Here is a 21,037-nt window from a genome sequence, read left to right on the forward strand (position 1 = left end):
ATGGCCGTCACCGCCACCGAGGTCGCCGTACTCGATGCCGCCGAAACCCCGGCAGCGAGCAAGCGCAAGTTCCGGTTCCTGCGCGGCCGGAAGACCGTCATCGGACTGGGCATCCTGCTCTTCTTCGTGCTGATCGCGATCATCGGCCCGTGGATCGCCCCGTACGACCCCGACACGATGAGCCAGGACCTGTTGCAGGCGCCCTCCGGTTCGCACTGGTTCGGCACCACGCAGACCGGCCAGGACGTGCTCTCGCAGATCCTCGTCGGCACCCGGGGCGTGCTCGTCGTCGGCTTCGTCGCGGGCATCCTCGCCACCGCCCTGTCCGTGCTGATCGGCGTCACCGCCGGCTTCCTCGGCGGGCTGGCCGACGAGGTGCTGTCGCTGCTGTCCAACGTCTTCCTGGTCATCCCCGGACTGCCGCTGATCATCATCATCGCCAGCTTCGTCACGGACGCCGGCGACCTGCTCATCGCCTTCGTCATCGCCGTCACCTCCTGGGCCTGGGGCGCCCGCGTGCTGCGCGCCCAGACGCTGTCGCTGCGCCGCCGCGACTACGTGGAGGCGGCCCGCGCCACGGGCGAGCCGACCTGGCGGATCATCCTCTTCGAGGTGATGCCGAACCTCACCGCCGTCATCGCCTCTGGCTTCGTCGGCACGGTCATCTTCGCGATCCTCTCCGAGATCACCCTCGCCTTCATCGGCGTCGCCGACATCTCCAACTGGAACTGGGGGACCGTCCTGTTCTGGGCGCAGTCCAGCCAGGCCCTGGCCCAGGGCGCCTGGTGGTGGTTCGTCCCGGCCGGGCTCTGCATCGCCCTGCTCGGCATGTCCCTCGCCCTGATCAACTTCGGCATCGACGAGTTCGTCAACCCGCGACTGCGCACCGAGACCGGCGGCTCCCGCAAGGTCAAGATGCGCGTCGGCTTCACCCCGGTGGCCCGTCCCGGCACCGGCACCCAGCGCCACAAGGAGACCCGCTCATGAGCGAGCCCGTCCTCACCATCAGCGGCCTCAACGTGGACTACGGGACCGGCACCGACGCCGTGCACGCCCTGCGCGACATCGACCTCACCCTGCACCGCGGCGAGGTCCTCGGCCTCGCCGGCGAGTCCGGCTCCGGGAAGTCCACCCTGGCCTACGCGGTCACCCGGCTCCTCTCCCCGCCCGGTGTCATCACCGGCGGCGAGGTCCACTACCACGGGCGCGACGGCGAGGCACTGGACCTGCTGGCCATGTCGGCGGCCCAGCTGCGCGCCTTCCGCTGGCAGGAGCTGTCCATCGTCTTCCAGGGCGCGATGAACTCGCTGAACCCCGTCTACACGGTCCACGCCCAGCTCACCGACGTGCTCCAGGCGCACCGCCCGGAGATGCGGAAGGCCGACCGCACCGCCCGGGCGCGGGAACTCCTCAGCCTCGTCGGGATCTCCCCGGACCGGCTCGGCGCCTACCCGCACCAGCTGTCCGGCGGCATGCGCCAGCGCGTGATGATCGCGATGGCGCTCGCCCTGGAACCCGAGATCGTCATCATGGACGAGCCGACGACCGCGCTCGACGTGGTCATGCAGCGGCAGATCCTGCGCCAGCTGGTCCGGCTCCGCGAGGAGCTGGGGTTCTCGGTCGTCTTCATCACCCATGACATCTCGCTGCTGATCGAGTTCTCCGACCGGATCGCGATCATGTACGGCGGCCGGATCGTGGAGGAGGCGGGCGCCACCGAGATCTACCGCGACCCCCACCACCCGTACAGCGCCGGGCTGCTGCACTCCTTCCCCGCGCTGCACGGACCCCGCCGCGAACTCAGCGGCATCCCCGGCTCGCCCCCGCACCTCTCGGCGATGCCCGCCGGCTGCGCCTTCCACCCCCGCTGCGCCAAGAAGACCGAGGGCTGCGACACCCACGTCCCGGTGCTCGCGGCGCCCGGGGCGGACGGCTCCCGCTCGGTGGCCTGCTGGCTCCACCACGAGGCCCCGGCCACCGCCGCCGCCCGCGCGTAGCCCCGCCGGCCGCCCAGAGCAACGCACACCACAGGAGAACCATGAACCTCGTCACCCCTCAGGCATACGCCCGCGAGATCACCGCCCAAGCCGTCCCCGGTCTGCCCGCCGGCTTCCGCTGGGGCGTCGCCACAGCCGCGTACCAGATCGAGGGCGCGGCGGCCGAGGACGGCAGGACGCCGTCCATCTGGGACACGTACTGCCGGGTGCCGGGCATGGTCGTCCGCGGTGAGAACGGTGACCTGGCGTGCGACCACTACCACCGGATGCCCGAGGACGTGCGGCTCATCGCGGACCTCGGCGTCGACACGTACCGCTTCTCGATGGCCTGGCCGCGCATCCAGCCGGGCGGCCGGGGCCCGGCCAATCCCAAGGGGCTGGACTTCTACAAGCGGCTGCTCGACGAGCTGGAGGCCAAGGGCGTCGCCCCCTGGGTCACCCTCTACCACTGGGACCTGCCGCAGGAGCTGGAGGACGCCGGAGGCTGGCCGGTGCGCGACACCGCGTACCGCTTCGCCGAGTACGCCGCGCTCGCCTACGACGCCCTGGGCGACCGGGTGAAGCACTGGACCACCCTCAACGAGCCCTGGTGCTCCGCGATGCTCGGTTACGCCTACGGGGGCCAGGCGCCCGGCCGGCAGAACTTCGGCGAGGCGATCCACGCCGTGCACCACCTGCTCCTCGGCCACGGTCTCGCCTCCCGGTACCTGCGCGAGCAGGCCGCCGCCCGGGGCAACGAGCTGGAACTCGGCATCACCCTCAACCTGGGCACCGCGACCCCGGAGACCGACAGCCACGAGGACGCCGAGGCGTGCCGCCGCGCCGACGGCCTGGGCGCCCGGCTCTACCTGGACCCGGTCGTCAAGGGCACCTACCCGCAGGACATCGTCGCCGACCTCGCCGCCCAGGGCATCGAACTGCCCGTCCAGGACGGCGACCTGGCCGCGATCTCGACGCCGCTGGACGTGCTCGGGGTCAACTTCTACCGGGGCGCGCTCTTCTCCGGCGTCACGGAGGACGGCGCGACCACCGACGCGGAGGGGCTGCCCGTCACCCGGCAGGTGGAGCGCGACCTGCCGCGTACCGCCATGGACTGGGAGATCACCCCCACCGCCCTCACCGACCTGCTGGTCCGTCTGGAGAAGGACTACGGCCTCCCGACGGTCATCACGGAGAACGGCGCCGCCTTCGACGACACCGTCTCCGCGGACGGCGAGATCCACGACGCCGACCGCACCACCTATCTCGCCGACCACATCGCCGCCGTCGCCGCCGCCCGGGCCCAGGGGGCGGACGTGCGGGGCTACTTCGCCTGGTCGCTGATGGACAACTTCGAGTGGTCCTACGGCTACGACAAGCGGTTCGGCATCGTCCGCGTCGACTACGACACGCAGGTGCGGACGCTCAAGGACAGCGCCAAGTGGTACCGCGACACCATCCGGCTCACCCGCGACGCGTCGTAGCCGCGACCGCGGGTGTGGCCGCTCACCCTCACCGATACGAACGGGATACCCCACCATGCCCTCTCGTACGACCCTGGCAGCCACCACCGCCGCTCTGATCGCCCTCGCCGCCCCCATGGCCTTCGCCGCCCCGGTCCCCAAGCCGGCGGCGGCCCAGGCCGCGGCCTGGGACACCGACCGGGCCGCCTCCGCGTACGCCGCGAACCCGGGCGCCGTCACCGCCTCCGGAAGCGAGAACGCCGGCACCGGCCCCGGGGCCGCGACGGACGGAGACGGCGCCACCCGCTGGTCCAGCGAGTTCGCCGACGACGCCTGGATCCGGGTCGACCTCGGCTCCGTCATCCGCGTCAGCAGCGTCACCCTCGACTGGGAGGCCGCCTACGGCAAGAAGTACGTCCTGGAGGTGTCGAGGAACGGCACGGACTGGACCCCCTTCTACACCGAGGACGACGGCACCGGCGGCAGCGTCACCGCGCACACCTACCCGCAGGAGGTCACCGGCCGCTACGTCCGGATGCGCGGCATCCAGCGCGCCACCCCCTGGGGCTACTCGCTGTACTCCTTCAAGGTGTACGGGGGAGAGCCCGCCCCGGCCTCCACGACCCGCAGCAACCTCGCCCTCAACCACCCCGCGTACGGCGACTTCTACCAGCACGCCGGCAACTCACCGGCCTTCGTCACCGACGGCGGCTGGCCCGCCGACCTGAAGGCCGACCGGTCCCGCTGGTCCAGCGACTGGAACGCCAACCGCTGGGTGGGCGTCGACCTCGGCGCGACCTCCGTCATCGACACCGTGGACCTGTACTGGGAGGCCGCGTACGCCGTCGACTACCGCATCCAGGTCTCCGACGACAACCGCACCTGGCGCACCGTCCACCAGCCGTCCGCCGCCGAGGTCGCCGCCCGCCGCGCGGACGTCAAGTCGCCCGGCGACGCCGTCGGACGGCACGACACCGTCAGACTGGCCACCCCGGCGACCGGCCGCTACGTCCGGATGCTGGGCGTGGAGCGCCGCTCGTTCTACAACCCGGCGCCGGCCACCGCCCAGTTCGGCTACTCGCTCTACGAGTTCCAGGTGTGGGGCACCGGCGGCAGTGCGAACGCCGCCTACCCGGCCCTCCCCAAGGACCCCGGCGGCGCCTACACCACCACCTTCTTCGACGACTTCACCGGCTCCGGCCTCGACCGCGACAAGTGGCGGGTCGTACGCACCGGCACGGAGATGAACCCGGTCAACGGGGAATCCCAGGCATACGTCGACTCGGCGGACAACATCCGTACCGAGAACGGCTCCCTGGTCCTGCAGTCGAAGTACTGCAAGGGCTGCACCCGGACCCCCGCGGGCACCTTCGACTTCACCTCGGGCCGCGTCGACACCAACACCAAGTTCGACTTCACCTACGGCAAGGTCAGCGCCCGCATGAAGCTGCCGGTCGGCGACGGCTTCTGGCCGGCCTTCTGGATGCTCGGCAGCGACGTCGACAACCCGGACGTCTCCTGGCCCGGCTCGGGCGAGACCGACATCATGGAGAACATCGGCTACGGCGACTGGACCAGCTCCGCCCTGCACGGCCCCGGCTACTCGGCCGACGGCAACATCGGCAAGCAGCAGACGTACGCGAACGGCGGCCGCGCCGACCAGTGGCACACCTACGGCGTCGAGTGGACGCCCGAGGGCATGACGTTCACCGTCGACGACCGCGTCGTGCAGACGACCTCCCGCAGCAAGCTGGAGTCCACGCGCGGCAAATGGGTCTTCGACCACAACCAGTACGTGATCCTCAACCTGGCGCTCGGCGGGGCGTATCCCGCCGGGTGGAACAAGGTCACCAGCCCTTACTGGGGCCTTCCGCAGTCCAGCGTCGACCGTGTCGCGCAGGGCGGCGTCAAGGCGGAGATCGACTGGGTGCGGGTGGAGCAGAAGAAGTAGAGCCCCCGGACCCCCCGAGCCACCCCCCACGCACCACCGCCCCCCACAGGCACGTCACCTCCCGGTACCACCCGCGTCCCGCGCCCGGCCCGGCATCCCGCCGCGCCGCGCGCGGGCACCGTACGAAGGAGCCGCACAGATGCCTCCCCGCACCCGCCGCCGGGCGAGACCCGCGACCGCCGTGCTGGCCGCCGCCACCGTGATGGCCGGCCTGCTCGCCGGGGCCGTCCCGTCCACGGCGGCACCCGCCGCCGACGAACCGGCACCGGTCGCTGTCGACCGCTTCGAGGGGGAGGTGCCCTTCGCCAACCAGCCGGCCGAGGGCATCTTCACCTGGGGCGGCGACGCCGACGACCCGCCCACCCTGGCGCTGAAGGACCGCACCGACGCCCCCGAGGGCGCCAAGGTCCTCGAAGGCACCTACGACATCAGCGGCTACGGCGGCTTCAGCCACGACTACGCCGCCGACCGGCCCGCCCACGACTGGTCCGCCCACAAGGGCATCCGGTTCTGGTGGTACGGCCAGAACACCGCGCCGCTGCCGCCCGGTTCGGGCAAGCGGATCGCCTTCGAGATCAAGGACGGCGGCGCCAACGGCGAGGCGTCCGAGCTGTGGACCACCTCGTTCACCGACGACTGGGAGGGCTGGCACCTCGTCGAGATCCCGTTCGCCGACTTCACCTACCGGGGCGACTACCAGCCCGTCGGCGGCATCGACCAGGTGCTCGGCCTGAACGAGATGTGGGGGTACGCCCTCACTCTGCCGCCCGGCGCCCCCGGCGCGTTCGCCATGGACGGCGTCGAGCTGTACGGCAAGGCCGACGCGGCCCTGAAGGCGAGCGTCGTCACCCAGGCGGCGGTGGTCCCGGTGAAGCAGGGCGCGTCCGCGTCCCTCGGCTTCACGCTGACCACGACCGGGTCCGTCCCGCTGGAGGAGCCCGTCACCGTCGCGTACGAGACGAAGGGCGGCACGGCGAAGGCCGGCACCGACTTCACGCCGGTCAGCGGCACGTACACCTTCCCGGCGGGGACCGCGTCGGGCACCACCCACCAGGTGGCCGTCGCGACGAAGAAGGTCTCCGGTGCCGCCACCGCGAAGACCGTCCCGCTGGAGCTGACCGTCACCGGCGCCCGGCCGCCGAAGGAGAACCCGCAGGTCGTCATCGACGCCCACGGGCTGCCGTACCAGAACGCCAAGCTGCCCGTGAAGAAGCGGGTCGCCGACCTGCTCTCCCGGATGTCGCCCGCCGAGAAGGCCGGCCAGATGACCCAGGCCGAGCGCAACGCGCTCGCGTCCCAGGGCGACATCGCCACGTACGATCTCGGCTCGCTGCTCTCCGGCGGCGGCTCGGTCCCCTCGCCCAACACCCCCGAGGCGTGGGCGAAGATGATCGACGGCTACCAGCTGCGCGCCCAGGCGACCCGCTTCCAGATCCCGCTGATCTACGGCGTGGACGCGGTGCACGGCCACAACAACCTGGTCGGCTCGACGGTCATGCCGCACAACGTCGGCCTCGGCGCCACCCGTGACCCGAAGCTGGCCGGGAAGACCGGCGCCGTCACCGCGAGCGAGGTCCGCGCGACCGGCGTTCCCTGGGACTTCGCGCCCTGCCTCTGCGTCTCGCGCGACGAGCGCTGGGGCCGTTCCTACGAGTCCTACGGTGAGGACCCGGCCCTCGTGCAGTCCCTGGAGACGGTGATCCAGGGCATGCAGGGCGCCGCGTCCGGCAAGGACCTGGACCGCAACGACAAGGTGCTGGCCACCGCCAAGCACTATGTCGGCGACGGCGGTACGGAGTACGGCTCGTCCACCACCGGCTCGTACCCGATCGACCAGGGCGTCACCAAGGTCACCCGGGAGGAGCTGGAGGCCGTCCACCTCGCGCCCTTCGAGGACGCGGTCGAGCGGGGCGTCGGCACGGTCATGCCGTCCTACTCCTCGCTCGACATCATCGGGGACGACAAGGGCCCGGTGAAGATGCACGGCGACGCCGAGATGATCAACGGTGTCCTCAAGGACCGCATGGGCTTCGAGGGCTTCGTCATCAGCGACTACAAGGCGATCGACCAGCTCCCCGGCGACTACGCGAGCGACGTGCGCACGTCCATCAACGCGGGGCTCGACATGATCATGGTCCCGACCGAGTACAAGGACTTCACCAAGACGCTCCAGGACGAGGTCGCCGCGGGGCGCGTCCCGCAGTCCCGGATCGACGACGCGGTCGCCCGCATCCTGACCCAGAAGTTCAGGCTGGGCCTCTTCGAGCAGCCGTACGCGGACACCAGCAACCTGGACAGGATCGGTTCGGCGGAGCACCGGGCCGTGGCCCGCGAGGCCGCCGCCAAGTCGCAGGTGCTGCTGAAGAACGACGGCGGCGTGCTGCCGCTGAAGTCCTCGCAGAAGGTGTACGTGGCCGGCTCCAACGCCGACGACATCGGCAACCAGGCGGGAGGCTGGACCGTCAGCTGGCAGGGCTCGTCCGGCGCCATCACCCCGGGCACCACGATCCTGTCCGCCATGAAGAAGGACGCCGCGTCCGTCACGTATTCCAAGGACGCGTCCGCCGACACCGCCGGCTACGACGTGGGCGTGGTGGTCGTCGGTGAGACCCCGTACGCGGAGGGCGTCGGTGACGTCGGCAACGGGCACGACCTGAAGCTGTCCGACGCCGACCGGGCCGCGATCGACAAGGTCTGCGCCGCGATGAAGTGCGCCGTCCTGATCGTCTCGGGCCGCCCCCAGCTCATCGGGGACCAGCTCGACGGCATCGACGCGCTGGTGGCGTCCTGGCTGCCGGGCTCCGAGGGCGACGGCGTCGCCGACGTCCTCTTCGGCAAGCGGGCCTTCACCGGGCAGCTCCCGGTGACCTGGCCCAAGTCCGAGGCGCAGCTCCCGATCAACGTGGGCGACGCGTCGTACGACCCCCAGTTCCCGTACGGCTGGGGTCTCACCACGCTGAAGAAGCCCCCGGCCGGCGGCGAGGTCACGCTCGCCCTGCTCGGCATGGCCGCCCAGGTCGCCGAGAAGAGCGGCCTCGGCCGCACCGAGGTGGGCCGGGAGATCGTCGGCCAGGCCCGGCTGCTGGTCCAGCAGAAGACCGGCGGCAAGCTGACGGAGAAGGTGTCCAAGCCGTTCGCGGACGCCGACCACCTGCTGCTCACCGGTGATCTGACCGGTGCCGTGGCGAAGCTCAGGACCGCCTACCGGGCCGCCTGAGGACGCGGGACGGGCGGGCGGCTCCAGGAGGCCGCCCGCCCGTTTCGTACGTGTGTGCGTTAGCTTGGGAGTATGCGGAACAGGCCGTTCCACAGCTTTCCGGCCCCGGCACTCCTGGCGGGGCTGCTGGCGCTGCTGTCCGCCCTCGCCCTCTTCCTGGCCCCCGCGGCGGCCCCCGCCGCCCCCGCCGCCTCCACCGTGGAGGACGTCGCCCAGGCCCTGCGCAAGGGGCCGGTCTACGTCGACCCGGCCGCTGCCGACCAGCTCTCCCGGAGCCAGGCCGCCGCGCTGAGCAAGAAGATCGAGGACGCGGACAAACCGGTGTTCGTGGCCGTGCTGCCGAACACCGCAGCCTTCCCCGAGGACACCGTGCTGCGCACCCTGCGCGCCGAGACGGGCATCACCGGCGTCTACGCGATCCGCCTCGGCGACGGCTTCAGCGCCGGCGCCGACCCGCAGGTGATGTCCCGGAACGCCGTCATCAACCTCACCGCCGCCGTGAAGACCCCCGGCGCGGACGCCGACGCGGCGACCCAGCTCGACACCTTCGTGGAGCGCGCCGTCGAACAGGCCCGGGGCAGCGCCCCCGCCTCCTGGAGCGGCGGCGATCACTCCGCATCGACCGGCGGCTCGGCCGCCGTCGGCCTGGCTGTCACCGGTGCCGTGGTGGTCCTCGGCGGGGCCGCCGCGTACACGGTCGTGCGCCGCAACCGCCGGCGCAAGGAGGGAGAGGAGCGGGTCGCGCTCGACAAGCTGCGGGTGGTCGTGGACGAGGACATCACGGCCTACGGGGAGACCCTGGACCGGCTCGACTTCCACCCGGCGGAGCCCGGCGCCGACGACGCCATGCGCGCCGACTACGAACGCGCCCTCGACGCCTACGAGAGCGCGAAGTCGCGTATGGCAGCCGCGAAACACCCCTCGGACGTGCGCGGGGTGACCCAGGCACTGGAGGACGGCCGGTACTCCCTGGCCGCGCTCGACGCCCGCCGCTCCGGCCGCGAACTCCCGGCCCGCCGCCCGCCCTGCTTCTTCGACCCGCGCCACGGCCCCTCGGTCGCGGACGTCCGCTGGTCCCCTGCGGGCGGCAGCGCCCGGGAGGTCCCGGTGTGCGCGGCGGACGAGGTGCGGCTGAGCGAGGGCCAGGACCCGATGAGCCGGACGGTCGAGGTGGGCGACGGCACCCGCCGCCCGTACTGGGAGGCGGGCCCGGCCTACGGTCCGTGGGCGGGCGGCTACTTCGGCGGCGGGCTGCTGCCGGGCCTCCTGGTCGGCACCATGCTCGGCTCGATGCTCGCCACCCCGGCGTACGCGGCGGACTACGGGGGCGGCGACTACGGGGGCGGCGGCGACTTCTCCGGCGGCGACTTCTCCGGTACGGACTTCGACTCGTCCGGCTTCGACGGCGGCGGTTTCGGTGACGGGGGAGGCTTCGGAGGCGGAGACGGCGGCGGTTTCGGAGGCGGCGGAGGGGACTTCGGCGGCGGGTTCTGAGGGCACATGACGGAGGGGGTACGGGCCCGGGCCCCGTACCCCCTCCAGACACGATCCGACCGGCTCAGCGTCCGCCGTGCGCCCGTTCGAACGCGGCGAAGGCCGCCTCCTGGCGCCACTCGGTCGCCGCCTTCGGGCTGCCCGCGAGGTAGTCCGCGCAGCGCGCGCTCGGGCGTCCGTCACCGGGGCGGTCGGCCCGGCAGGCCGCCACCACGCGGTAGTCGGAGGGGGCGGTGCCGGTGGCCCACAGGCTGCGGCCGTCGCGGAAGGCGTACTCCAGCGAGGCACGGGCCAGGTCCTTCAGCTCCGTGTACGAGAGGCTGTACGTCTTCGCGGCGTACTGGTACTCGTGGCCGATGTCGATCCGGGAGACGCCCGGGTCGTCCGTGGAGAGGACGATCGGCACGCCGTAGCGGCGGTAGGCGTTGAACGGGTGGTCGTCGCCCGCGATGCCGAGGATCTGCTTGTTGCTGGAGAACGGCACCTCGACGGCCACGTGCCGCCGCGCCATCGTCCGGGCCAGCGCGCGCCAGTCGTCCTCGTGGACCAGGTCGACGCCGTGGCCGATGCGCTCGGCCCCGGCGACCCGCACCGCCTCGTTGATGTGGAAGGTCAGGTCCTCCGGCTTGACCAGGCCCGGGGCCAGCTCACCGGCGTGCAGAGTGAGGTGGGCGCCCGGGTACTGCCCGCGCAGGTACTTCAGCATCCGCATCTGGAGGCTGTAGTTCTCCAGCGAGCTGTCCCAGTCCTCCGGCTGGACGAGGTTGACCGCGACGAACCTCGGGTCGCGCTCGGCCAGCCGCATGCCGACCGCCATCTGCGTGAACACGCGGGCCGGGGAGCTGCCACGGGAGACCTGCGAGATCCACCGGACGGGCAGCCGGCAGGCGGGGGCGGGGCGCGGGGTGTCGCAGTGGGCGGCCTCGCGGAACTGGACGTCGGTGTCGTCGGCCTCCTGGACCGCCTCGTCGATGACCTTGTCCAGCTTGCCGCCGGCGGCCAGCTTGCGGTGGAACGCGGCGAGGTCGGCGTCGTAACCCACCTCGTCGGCCAGCTTCTTGGCGCTCTCGGAGGCCGGGCTGACCATCGTCTCCAGGTAGAACTGGTTCTGCTTCACCACGGTGTCGGCGACGTTCGCCAGCATCTTGCCCCGGGCGTACCAGGTGGCCATGCCGAACTTGCCGAAGGTGTCGAAGAAGTGGTCGTGCCCGGACTCGTCGGCCGGGAAGTCCTGCATCGACCAGGCCCGGATGATCTGCTGCCGGAACGCGGCGTCGGTGCGCGCGTCGGAGGCCGGCCGGGCGCCCGGGGCGCACGGCGACGCCACCGCCGTCATCGTCGCGTCGATGCAGAGCCCCTGCTCGATCGCCAGCTGGAGCAGGTATTCCGTGGTCACCGCGCCGGACAGGTGGTTGTGCAGGTCACCGCCCTTGGGCAGTTCCTTGAAGAACGCCCGCAGCCGCGCCGGCCGGTCCCGCAGCGCGTCCAGGTAGGCGGCGGTACGGCGTTCGGCGGGCGTCACCGGGCGCGGCGCCGCGAAGGCGGTGGAGCGTACGGCGCCGTCGCGCGCGGGAGCGGCGGCGGTCGCGGGGAGCACCGGGATCAGGCTCAGCAGGGCGAGGGCGCCGCCGATCCCGGCCAGCAGAGGGGACTTGGGACGGCGGGCCGTCCGGTTGGTAGAGATCACCGAGGCATGATCGCGCTCGCCAACGTCATTTGCCCGCGAATCATGCCTTTGGGCGGGAACGTCCACTCGAACGAGTGGGGGGAGTGCCTGGCGGAGCGGCCCGGCCGCGCGGAAAGTTCTGCCGCGGGGCGGGCGTTCGCGCAGTTCACGGGAGCGGGTTGCGGTCTAGACCACTAACGAAGGGTGAAAACCGTTTACCGAGGGGTCGCTTCTGTGGCTGACTATGTCGTGTTCGCGACAAGTGGACGCGCGTAGACCCATGCGTGAAGCGTGCTGCCCGAGCGGCCCGGCCACGGCCGCTCCCCCCACCAGCAGGAGGCTCCTCATGATCACTCGCAAGAGACTCACCGCGGCCGGTGTCCTCGGCACGAGCGCGGCACTGCTGCTCGGCCTGATGTCCGGCACCGCCTCGTCGGCGCCCCGCCACGACGACCCCGTCCCGCTCGGCAAGGGCTACATGGGCGTCGGCTACGTCCAGGACGGCAGGGACTTCAAGCCGGACACCCGCCAACTCGGCCTGGACGCGCAGCCGGACGCCAACCTCAAGGCGAACCCGGTCGGCATCGACGTCTCCAGCTGGCAGGGCGGCATCAACTGGAGCTCCGTGCGCGGCGCGGGCATCGAGTTCGCCTGGATGAAGGCCACCGAGGGCCTGACGTACAAGGACCCGACGTTCAGCGCCAACTACCTGAACGCCTACAACGCGGGCGTCATCCGGGGCGCGTACCACTACGCCCGGCCGGACGTCTCCGGCGGCGCGGCGCAGGCCGACTTCTTCGCGAGCAACGGCGGCGCCTGGTCGCGCGACAACCTCACGCTCCCGGGCGTGCTGGACATCGAGGGCACCTGCTACGGCTACTCGCAGGCCGGGATGCGCCAGTGGGTGCTGGACTTCTACAACAAGTACAAGGCCCGCACGGGCCGCGACGTCGTGATCTACACCAGCCCGAGCTGGTGGAACACCTGCACCGGCGGCTGGAACGGCATGTCCGCGCTCAGCCCGCTCTGGGTCGCCCACTGGACCTCCGCCGGCAGCCCCAGCATCCCGTCCGGCTTCCCCTACTGGACGGTCTGGCAGTACACCTCCACCGGCGCCGTGAGCGGCGTCTCCGGCAACGTCGACCGCGACCGCTTCAGCGGCGACCGCTCCCGCCTGCTCGCCCTGGCGAACAACACGCCGTGAACGTAAACGTATAGGTGTACGCGTCGGAGCGGCCTGACAAGGCCGCTCCGGCCCCCGCCCGCCCCCCACGACCGTTCACGAAGGAGCACGTCATGACCCCACCCCTGAGCCGCCGCGGCGCCCTCATCGCCGGGGCCGCCGCTCTCGCCGGCGGACTGGGCCCGGCGGCCGGCGCGGAGGCGGCCCTCCGGCTGCCCGAGAGCACGCGGCCCCGCTTCTCCGCCCTGTCGCCCCTCCAGCGCGCCGGGCAGCGCGTCATCCACTCCTACCCGGGCCTCACACCCCCCGCGTCCCTGATGACGGCCATCGAACAGGGCCACACGGCGGGCGTCATCTTCTTCGGCGAGAACGTCCAGAGCCTGACGCAGATCGAGGGTGTCATCCGGTCGATGAACGAGGCCCACGCCTCGTCCCCCATCGCGGCGCCGCTCCTCCTCATGACCGACCAGGAGGGCGGCATGATCCGCCGCCTGCCGGGGGAGCCCGTCAAGTCCGCGAAGGACGTCGGCGCCTCTGCCGATCCTCACTACTGGGCCGACTTCACCGGGAGCGGCGCGGGCCTCAACCTCGCGGGCGTCGGTATGAACGTCAACCTGGCCCCGGTCCTCGACGTGTACCGCAAGGACGGCGACTTCACCGACCAGTACGAGCGCAGCTACAGCAAGTCGGCCGCGGCCGTGGCCGGTTGCGGCACGGACTTCATCACCGCCCAGCAGCGTGAGGGCGTCGCCGCGACCGCCAAGCACTTCCCGGGCCTGGGCCCGGCGGCGGCGAGCCAGAACACCGACCTGCGCTCCGTCACGATCACCACGTCCGCCTCGACCCTCCGCAGCGTGGACGAGGCCCCGTACCGGGACGCGATCGCGGCGGGCGTCAAGCTCGTCATGCTGTCCTGGGCGGTCTACACGGGCCTGGACTCCACCCGTCCGGCCGGTCTCTCCCCGACCGTCGTCGGCGAGCTGCGCAATCGCCTCGGCTTCAAGGGCGTCACCGTCACGGATGCGCTGGAGGCCGGTGCGCTCTCGTCCTACGGCAGTACGTCGCAGCGCGCCGTGAAGGCGGCCGCCGCCGGGATGGACCTGCTGCTCTGCTCGGCACGCAGCGTCTCCCAGGGCGACGAGGCCGTCACCGCATTGGCCGATGCCCTGGGCGACTCCCTCGACCCGACCGCCTTCGACGCCGCCGCGGCCCGTGTGAACGCCCTGCGCGCGGGGCTGTGACGGGGCGGCCCTGTTACCTCGGTCCCGGCCGCCACGTCAGAGAGGTGTAGCAACCACTCGACAGAAGGCAGGAAACGGTCATGGACGCTCGTCTCAACCTCTTCACCCACGCGGTTCCGGCCAAGGCCATGAAGCACATCGTCGCGGCGGGCAGGGCCCTGGAGGACTCGGCCCTGCCCCTCGCCACCCAGGAGCTGGTACGGGTGCGCGCCAGCCAGATCAACGGCTGCGCGGCCTGCCTCGACATGCACACCAAGGACGCCGCGCACGCCGGGGAGACCGCGACCCGCCTCAACCTGGTCGCGGCCTGGCGCGAGGCCACCGTCTTCACCGACGCCGAGCGCGCCGCCCTGGAACTGACCGAACAGGGCACCCGCATCGCGGACGGCGGTGTCCCGGACGAGGTCTGGGCGAACGCCGCCAAGCACTACGACGAGGACCAGCTCGCGGCCCTGGTCTTCGCGATCGCCGTCATCAACACCTTCAACCGCCTGAACGTGCTCGTACGGCAGCCCGCGGGCGACTACGTGGCCGGCCAGTTCGCCTGAGCGGGGCCGCGCCGGCGCGATAGGTTGCCGTGGTGGCCGACATACCCCTGTCCTTGCCGGAGCCCGGCAGCTCCGCCGACGTCGTCCGTACGTGGGACGCGCGCGCGGACCTCTATCTGCGGCTCTTCCGCGACGAGTTGGGCGGGAAGCCGTTCGACCTGGAGGTCCTGCGGGCGTTCGCCGAGCGGGTCGGCGCGGGCGGCAGGGTGTACGACGCCGGCTGCGGGCCCTGCGGTCACGTCACGGCCCTGCTCGCGGCCTACGGCCTCGACACGCTGGGCATCGACCTCTCGCCCCGCTGCGTCGCGCTCGCGCGCCGGGAGCAGCCCGGCTGCCGGTTCGCGGTCATGGACCAGGGCGCGATCACGGGCGGCCCGATCGACGGCCTCGTCGCGTACTACTCGCTCCACGACCAGCCCAAGCGCCGGCTGCCCGACACGATGGCGTCCTGGGCGGCCGCGATACGCCCCGGCGGCCAGTTGCTGATCGTGGCGAAGGAGGGCGAGGGGGACGGCGTCACCGCCGACCCCTTGGGCAGCGAACTCCGCGTGTACTGGGCCGAGTTCACCGCGTGCGAGCTGCGCAGGGCAGCCCACGAGGCGGGCTTCGCCACCGACGACTGCACGGTCCGCGAGGCGTACGAGGGAGAGATCCCGGCCCGCCGCGTGTACCTCACGGCGACGAGGCGTTAGACGTTCGCCCGGAGGAATGCGTCCCACGCGGCGGGCGGCACGGTGAGCATGGGGCCGTCGGCGACCTTGGAGTCCCTGATGTGCACGGCGGCGGGGCGCGCGGCGACCTCGACGCAGTCGCCGCCTTCGCTGCCGCTGTAGCTCGGCTTGGTCCGGCTGAGGCCGGTGCCGCGTGCTGGGCGGCCCTTGTCTCTCCAAGCGCCCACCTGGGCCGCGCCGGCGACCAGTTCCCTCAACAGTGACAGGCGGAGCGGTGGGCCCGGTGGCGGACCGGGCCCCTCCGTTCTGACGGTCGATTTTGCCGCACCGGCAAGGATGTTTGCCGGGGGCCCCGACCGCGCGCACCATCTCCGTACATGGAGGAGGTTCGCATGAGCGACAACACGCAGACGTACGACGTAGTGGTGATCGGTGGCGGAGCCGCAGGGCTCAGTGGGGCGCTGGCTCTCGGGCGCGCCCGGCGGTCCGTGCTGGTGATCGATTCGGGCAGTCCGCGCAACGCGCCCGCCACCCACGTCCACAACTACCTGGGCCGTGAGGGCACCCCGCCTTCGGAGCTTCTGGCCATCGGCCGGGAAGAAGTCGCCGGGTACGGGGTCGAGGTCGTGACCGGCGAGGTCACCGTGGCCGAGCGGCTGCCGGAGAACGGCGGGTTCCGCGTCGTACGCGGGGACGGCGCCGCCGTCACGGCGCGGCGGCTGCTGGTCGCGACCGGGCTGACCGACGAGCTGCCCGCGATCCCGGGCCTGGCCGAGCGGTGGGGCCACGAGGTGCTGCACTGCCCGTACTGCCACGGCTGGGAGGTGCGCGACGCGGCGATCGGCGTCATCGCGGTCAGCTCCATGGCCGTGCACCAGGCGTTGCTGTGGCGGCAGTGGAGCGAGGACGTCACGCTCTTCCTGCACAACGGGCCCGAGCCCTCCGACGAGGAGTACGAGCAGCTCGCGGCGCGTGGCATCGCGGTCGTGGACGGCGAGGTCGCCGGGGTCGAGGTGAGCGACGACCGGCTGACCGGCGTCCGGCTCGCGGGCGGCCGGGTGGTCGAGCGGGCGGCCGTGGTCGTCCAGCCGAGGTTCACGGCGCGCTCCGGCGTACTGGAGAGCCTGGGGCTGCGGCCCGTACCGCTGGAGATGGGCGGGCACACCGTCGGCTCGTACATCGAGGCGGACCCGGCCGGTGCCACGGCGGCACCCGGGGTGTGGGTGGCCGGCAACGTCACCGGGCTCATGGACCAGGTGATCGGAGCGGCGGCCGCCGGGCTCAAGGCGGGCGCGGCCATCAACGGGGACCTCGTCACGGAGGACACCGAGCGGGCCGTGGAGGCCCGCAGCGCGCCCTCGGACGCGGAGCTCTGGGACAACCGGTACCGCGAGAGCAACCGCATCTGGAGCGGGAAGCCCAACACCGTGCTCGTCCGCGAGGCCGAGCACCTGGCGCCGGGCCGGGCGCTCGACCTGGGCTGCGGGGAGGGCGCGGACGCGGTCTGGCTGGCGGGCCGGGGCTGGCAGGTCACCGCTACGGACATCTCGCGGGTGGCGCTCGCCCGGGCCGCCGAGCACGCGGCGGAGGCCGGGGTCGCCGACCGGGTGGACTGGCAGTTCCACGACCTGGGGGCCACGTTCCCCGAAGGGGCGTACGACCTGGTCTCGGCGCAGTTCCTGCACTCCATGGGCGACCTGCCCCGCGAACGCATCCTGCGCCGGGCGGCCCGCGCGGTCGCCCCGGGCGGGGTGCTGCTGATCGTGGGGCACGCGGGCTTCCCGGCCTGGGACCACCACCACGCCGACATGGAGCTGCCGACACCCCACGAGGTGCTGGTATCGCTGGAACTGCCGGAGGGGGAGTGGGAGGTGCTGCTCAGCGAGGAGCACGAACGCGTCCAGAACGACCCGGACGGCAACCCCACCACCCGTACGGACAACGCCCTGAAGGTGAGGCGGCGTTGAGTGCACGTATAGGACCTGAACTGGCCTAATGGGCTCGTACTGTCATTCCTGACGGCGGAACAGAACGACGGAAGGCAGAACCCATGAGCGCCAACGACACGGCCACCGCGAACACCGGCTCGGACGAGCGGGCGGACTTCTTGCAGACGCTGGCCCAGCACCGGCACTTCCTCCGGTTCGCCACCCGCGACCTGACCGATGAGCAGGCGGGGGAGCGGACCACGAAGAGCGAGCTGTGTCTCGGCGGCCTCGTCAAGCACGTGACCTCGGTGGAGCGGGCCTGGGCCGGCTTCATCGTGGAAGGTGCCGCCGCGATGCCGGACTTCACCGCGTTGACCGAGGCCGACCTCGCGCAGCGGGCCGACGACTTCAGGATGCTGCCGGGCGAGACGCTGGCCGGCGTGCTCGACGCCTACGAGAAGGTGGCGGCGGCGACCGACGAGCTGGTCGCCTCGCTGCCGGACCTGGGCGCCTCCCACGCGCTGCCGAAGGCCCCTTGGTTCGACGGGGACGCGAAGTGGTCGGCCCGCCGCGTGCTGATGCACATCATCGCGGAGACCGCGCAGCACGCGGGCCACGCGGACATCATCCGGGAGTCCCTGGACGGTGCGAAGACCATGGGCTGAGCGGTCGGCGCGCCGGCGGCGCAATGGCGTGCACGGATGCCGAAGTCGGCGCGCTGCTGGGCCCTGACTTCACATCCGCGTCGTCCGCCCGGAGGGGCGGGCGGCGCGACGAGGCCCTCCACCGGACGGTGAAGGGCCTCCGTGCCGCTGCCGCGCGGGTGCTCGACGCGCCGCGCCGAGGGCGTTACGCCTGCGGGGCGGCCTTGATCGCGGAGATGTCGAAGTTCAGCTTCACCTTGTCGCTGACCATGACGCCGCCGGTCTCCAGCGCCGCGTTCCAGGTCAGGCCCCAGTCGGAGCGCAGGATCTCGGCGCTGCCCTCGAAACCGACGCGCTCGTTGCCGTAGACGTCCTTGGCGGAGCCGTTGAACTCCAGGTCGATGGCGAGCGGGCGGGTCACGTCCTTGATGGTCAGGTCACCGGTGACGCGGTACTTGTCACCGCCCAGCTGCTCGGCGGAGGTCGAGCGGAACGTCATCAGGGGGAACTTCTCGGCGTCGAAGAAGTCGCCGCTCACCAGGTGGCCGTCGCGGTCCTTGATGCCGGTGTCGACGCTGGCGATCTTCACGACGATCGAGGCCGTGGAGTTGGCCGGGTCGCTGCCGTCCAGCTTCAGGGAGCCCTCGTGCTCGGCGAAGGACCCGCGCACGTTGGTGACCATGGCGTGACGCACGGTGAAGCCGATGCTGCTGTGCGCCGGGTCGATCGTGTAGTCGCCCGTGAGAGCGGCCAGGGCGGGGTCGACGTCGGCCGTGGTCGTGGCGGCGGCAGCGGCGTCGTCGGACTTGCGGTTGAACAGAGCCATGGCTCCTCCTCGGGGACCGGGCCGAGTGGACTCGACCTGTTGTTTAACCTTCAACGACATTCACTGTAGACCCATCTTGTTCAAAGTTCAACATCTATCGCGCGGACTGTTGCGCCGTCCGCCATCTGTTCACGCGGCCGTCACGCGAGGCCCTCTGGCGACGCGCGTAGAACTGGGGCACTATCTCTCTGCCCCTTTGTCATGCACAGGAGGAGAGTCCCCCATGGTCTTCCACGCGCCCCCCATGTCCCGGATGACGCTGCGCCCCGTCCTGACCGCCCTCGCTCTCGTGCTCGGCGTCCTCTTCGCCCCCGGCTTCGGCGTGGTGAGCGGCACGACCGACGCGTACGCCGTCACCAAGCTCACCCACAGCCAGGCGACCGCCCGCTTCAGCTCGTCCGGCATCACCTGGTCGTCCTCCGGCGGCTGCTCCAACCGGAACGTCTCCACCTGCACCTCGTTCGACCAGCTCAACCTGGCGACCGCCCAGGGCGCGCAGACCCTCAAGAGCGCCACCGGCTGCGCCCTCAACATCACCGGCGGCACGGAGACCGGGCATGCCAGTGGCACGTACTCGCACTGGAACGGGTACAAGCTGGACTTCGGCAAGACCACCTGCCTCACCAACTACGTGAAGAGCGCGTTCAGCTACATCGGCCTGCGCGGTGACGGCGCCCCCCAGTACAAGTCCGGCTCCGGCAACGTCTACGCCGACGAGGGCAACCACTGGGACGTGACCTACTACAACTGCGGCGGCTGCTGACCCGGCCCCGGCCGCGCACGCGTGAGGGAGGACCCCCGTCCCGCCCGGACGGGGGTCCTCCCGGTCTGTGGGGTGAGGTCAGGAACCGACGCTCACCGTGAACCGCCTCGGGTTGCCGTCGTTCGCGGCGCCCGAGACGTCCGGCTGGCCGTCCGGGCGCACGTCGTCGTACGGGAAGGCGTAGCCGATCGGGCTGTTGGCGTGGACGATCCGGGACCAGTGGTTGGTCACCGCGCCCTGGTAGTAGTCGGCCACCGAGGTGCCGTTGGGCTGGTCCGGGTGGCTGAGCATGATCGAGCGGTTGAAGCCCGCCGCGAGCCTGGCCAGCAGGGCCTTCTTGTCGTCGTTGTCCGCCGGGTTGTTGGTGAACGGCCCGTGGTTGCAGGTGAAGATGTCCTTCGAGACCGGCTTGCCGAAGGTGTGCCCGCCCTCGAACACCAGCGTGTCGCCGCTGACCCGGCCCGTGCGCACGCCGCGCCCGCCCTGGAGGTCGATGCGCAGGTCCGTCGAGCGGTACTTCTCCCAGACCTGGTCGATCTGTGCCGTGAACAGGTCCCGGAACGGCATCTGGTCGGGCCGGTCGAAGTAGGGCGCCATCAGGTTCTGCGGCGAGATGACCCGCAGCACGCTGCCGTCCGCGCCGCGGGTCACCAACTTGTCCCAGGGCCGGCCGTCGGCGGCCGCCTGGGCGATGAGGCCGTCGGCGATCCGCTGCACGGCGCCGTCGGGGAGCGGGGCGACGGTGTGCGTGGCGTCGCCCTCCAGGGTCAGGCCGATCGGGAGCGCGGTCACCAGGTCGACGTAGCTGATGTTGGCGTACAGCTGCTGCGGGTTGAACGTGAACTCGCAGAACGACCAGGTCCGCCCGTAGTTCGGGTCCGTGGAGGTGGCGAACGCCGGCTCGACCAGGGCGGGGCCCGGGTTGAGGTAGAAGGTCAGGGTGTCGTCGCGGACGAAGTAGACCCGGGCGCCGTACATCTGCGGCAGCGTCAGCACGACGGGCGCGCCGCCCGCCCCGTTCAGCGGGATCGCGCAGTCGACCGGCAGCGGGGTCTGCGGTGCCGAGGGGGAGTCGGGGTGGTAGACGCTGCCGTCGGCGCGCAGCAGGACCCAGCGGTCGGTGCCCTGCTCGTGGCCGGTGACATAGGCGTTGACGCGGCCGGGCAGCGACTTGTTGACCAGGGCGAGTTCGCAGGTGGCGGCGGAGGCCGACGCGCTCGGGCTCAGCGCGCTGCCCCAGAGGGGGTAACTCAGTGCGGTGGCGGTGGCGGCGGCACCGCCCGTCAGGAACTTCCGGCGCGAAATCATGAGGCGACTCCGGGGGTACGTGGGGGGCGCGGACGGGTGGACCGTGCGGGGGAGGTGGAGCGGGGGGCGTCCGCGGTGCGCACCACTTTCTCGACGCGCGGCACGGGCGTCAAGACTTGTGACTGAGAGCGCTCTCAAAAAGAAGAACTCTTCACAAC

General features: G+C 71.7%; 17 protein-coding genes. 13 read left to right on the forward strand and 4 right to left on the reverse strand.

Annotated features, from left to right (window positions below; genetic code table 11):
• The 6 genes from ABZ565_RS03415 to ABZ565_RS03440 all read left to right on the forward strand — a co-directional run bounded on the left by ABZ565_RS03415 (window position 1) and on the right by ABZ565_RS03440 (window position 10,101).
• Complete coding sequence (locus ABZ565_RS03415) at window positions 1–987, forward strand: ABC transporter permease (RefSeq protein WP_361019967.1); 987 nt, start codon at window positions 1–3, stop codon at window positions 985–987.
• Window positions 984–1,997, forward strand: coding sequence for an ABC transporter ATP-binding protein (locus ABZ565_RS03420; RefSeq protein WP_361019969.1), 1,014 nt, complete (start codon window positions 984–986; stop codon window positions 1,995–1,997). Before ABZ565_RS03415 ends, ABZ565_RS03420 begins: the two co-directional genes overlap by 4 nt.
• 41 nt (window positions 1,998–2,038) lie before the next feature.
• Window positions 2,039–3,460, forward strand: coding sequence for a GH1 family beta-glucosidase (locus ABZ565_RS03425; protein ID WP_361019971.1), 1,422 nt, complete (start codon window positions 2,039–2,041; stop codon window positions 3,458–3,460).
• A gap of 55 nt (window positions 3,461–3,515) precedes the next feature.
• On the forward strand, window positions 3,516–5,390 hold the full coding sequence (locus ABZ565_RS03430) for a discoidin domain-containing protein (RefSeq protein ID WP_361019973.1): 1,875 nt from the start codon (window positions 3,516–3,518) through the stop codon (window positions 5,388–5,390).
• 139 nt (window positions 5,391–5,529) lie between these two features.
• Window positions 5,530–8,607 carry a glycoside hydrolase family 3 N-terminal domain-containing protein gene (locus ABZ565_RS03435; RefSeq protein ID WP_361019975.1) on the forward strand — a complete coding sequence of 1,026 codons (3,078 nt, stop codon included), beginning with the start codon at window positions 5,530–5,532 and terminating at the stop codon, window positions 8,605–8,607.
• A gap of 72 nt (window positions 8,608–8,679) precedes the next feature.
• On the forward strand, window positions 8,680–10,101 hold the full coding sequence (locus ABZ565_RS03440) for a hypothetical protein (protein WP_361019976.1): 1,422 nt from the start codon (window positions 8,680–8,682) through the stop codon (window positions 10,099–10,101).
• A gap of 64 nt (window positions 10,102–10,165) precedes the next feature.
• Here the strand turns inward: ABZ565_RS03440 and ABZ565_RS03445 are convergent, their stop codons facing one another.
• Complete coding sequence (locus ABZ565_RS03445; protein ID WP_361019978.1) at window positions 10,166–11,788, reverse strand: adenosine deaminase; 1,623 nt, start codon at window positions 11,786–11,788, stop codon at window positions 10,166–10,168.
• Window positions 11,789–12,113: 325 nt separating this feature from the next.
• Between ABZ565_RS03445 and ABZ565_RS03450 the strand changes: the two genes are divergently transcribed.
• From ABZ565_RS03450 to ABZ565_RS03465, 4 genes are all read left to right on the forward strand, one after another.
• The gene (locus tag ABZ565_RS03450; protein WP_361019980.1) at window positions 12,114–12,971 is read left to right on the forward strand and encodes a GH25 family lysozyme; all 858 of its coding nucleotides are present in this window, start codon (window positions 12,114–12,116) and stop codon (window positions 12,969–12,971) included.
• 92 nt (window positions 12,972–13,063) lie between these two features.
• On the forward strand, window positions 13,064–14,191 hold the full coding sequence (locus ABZ565_RS03455) for a glycoside hydrolase family 3 N-terminal domain-containing protein (RefSeq protein ID WP_361019982.1): 1,128 nt from the start codon (window positions 13,064–13,066) through the stop codon (window positions 14,189–14,191).
• Window positions 14,192–14,271: 80 nt separating this feature from the next.
• Complete coding sequence (locus tag ABZ565_RS03460) at window positions 14,272–14,739, forward strand: carboxymuconolactone decarboxylase family protein (RefSeq protein ID WP_361019984.1); 468 nt, start codon at window positions 14,272–14,274, stop codon at window positions 14,737–14,739.
• 32 nt (window positions 14,740–14,771) lie between these two features.
• Entirely contained in the window at window positions 14,772–15,431 is a 660-nt protein-coding gene (locus tag ABZ565_RS03465) for a class I SAM-dependent methyltransferase (RefSeq protein WP_361019986.1), read from the forward strand.
• Here the strand turns inward: ABZ565_RS03465 and ABZ565_RS03470 are convergent.
• Window positions 15,428–15,637, reverse strand: a complete 210-nt coding sequence (locus ABZ565_RS03470; protein WP_361020040.1) for a DUF397 domain-containing protein — start codon at window positions 15,635–15,637, stop codon at window positions 15,428–15,430. The genes ABZ565_RS03465 and ABZ565_RS03470 overlap by 4 nt on opposite strands.
• A 165-nt stretch (window positions 15,638–15,802) precedes the next feature.
• Here ABZ565_RS03470 and ABZ565_RS03475 point away from each other — a divergent pair, with 165 nt between their 5' ends.
• Window positions 15,803–17,377, forward strand: a complete 1,575-nt coding sequence (locus ABZ565_RS03475) for an FAD-dependent oxidoreductase (protein WP_361019987.1) — start codon at window positions 15,803–15,805, stop codon at window positions 17,375–17,377.
• An 83-nt stretch (window positions 17,378–17,460) separates the two neighbouring features.
• The gene (locus ABZ565_RS03480; RefSeq protein WP_361019989.1) at window positions 17,461–18,003 is read left to right on the forward strand and encodes a DinB family protein; all 543 of its coding nucleotides are present in this window, start codon (window positions 17,461–17,463) and stop codon (window positions 18,001–18,003) included.
• A 184-nt stretch (window positions 18,004–18,187) separates the two neighbouring features.
• On the opposite strand, the gene ABZ565_RS03485 is transcribed toward ABZ565_RS03480, so the two are convergent.
• Window positions 18,188–18,808, reverse strand: coding sequence for a YceI family protein (locus ABZ565_RS03485; protein ID WP_361019991.1), 621 nt, complete (start codon window positions 18,806–18,808; stop codon window positions 18,188–18,190).
• 223 nt (window positions 18,809–19,031) lie between these two features.
• On the opposite strand from ABZ565_RS03485, the gene ABZ565_RS03490 reads away from it, so the two are divergent.
• Window positions 19,032–19,571 carry a hypothetical protein gene (locus ABZ565_RS03490; RefSeq protein ID WP_361019993.1) on the forward strand — a complete coding sequence of 180 codons (540 nt, stop codon included), beginning with the start codon at window positions 19,032–19,034 and terminating at the stop codon, window positions 19,569–19,571.
• Between the two features lie 78 nt (window positions 19,572–19,649).
• Here the strand turns inward: ABZ565_RS03490 and ABZ565_RS03495 are convergent, their stop codons facing one another.
• Window positions 19,650–20,879: a glycoside hydrolase family 64 protein gene (locus ABZ565_RS03495; protein WP_361019995.1), complete on the reverse strand. Its 1,230-nt coding sequence runs from the start codon at window positions 20,877–20,879 to the stop codon at window positions 19,650–19,652.
• Window positions 20,880–21,037: the final 158 nt, after the last annotated feature.

Source organism: Streptomyces sp. NPDC016469 (assembly GCF_040632905.1).
Taxonomy (GTDB): Bacteria; Actinomycetota; Actinomycetes; order Streptomycetales; family Streptomycetaceae; genus Streptomyces.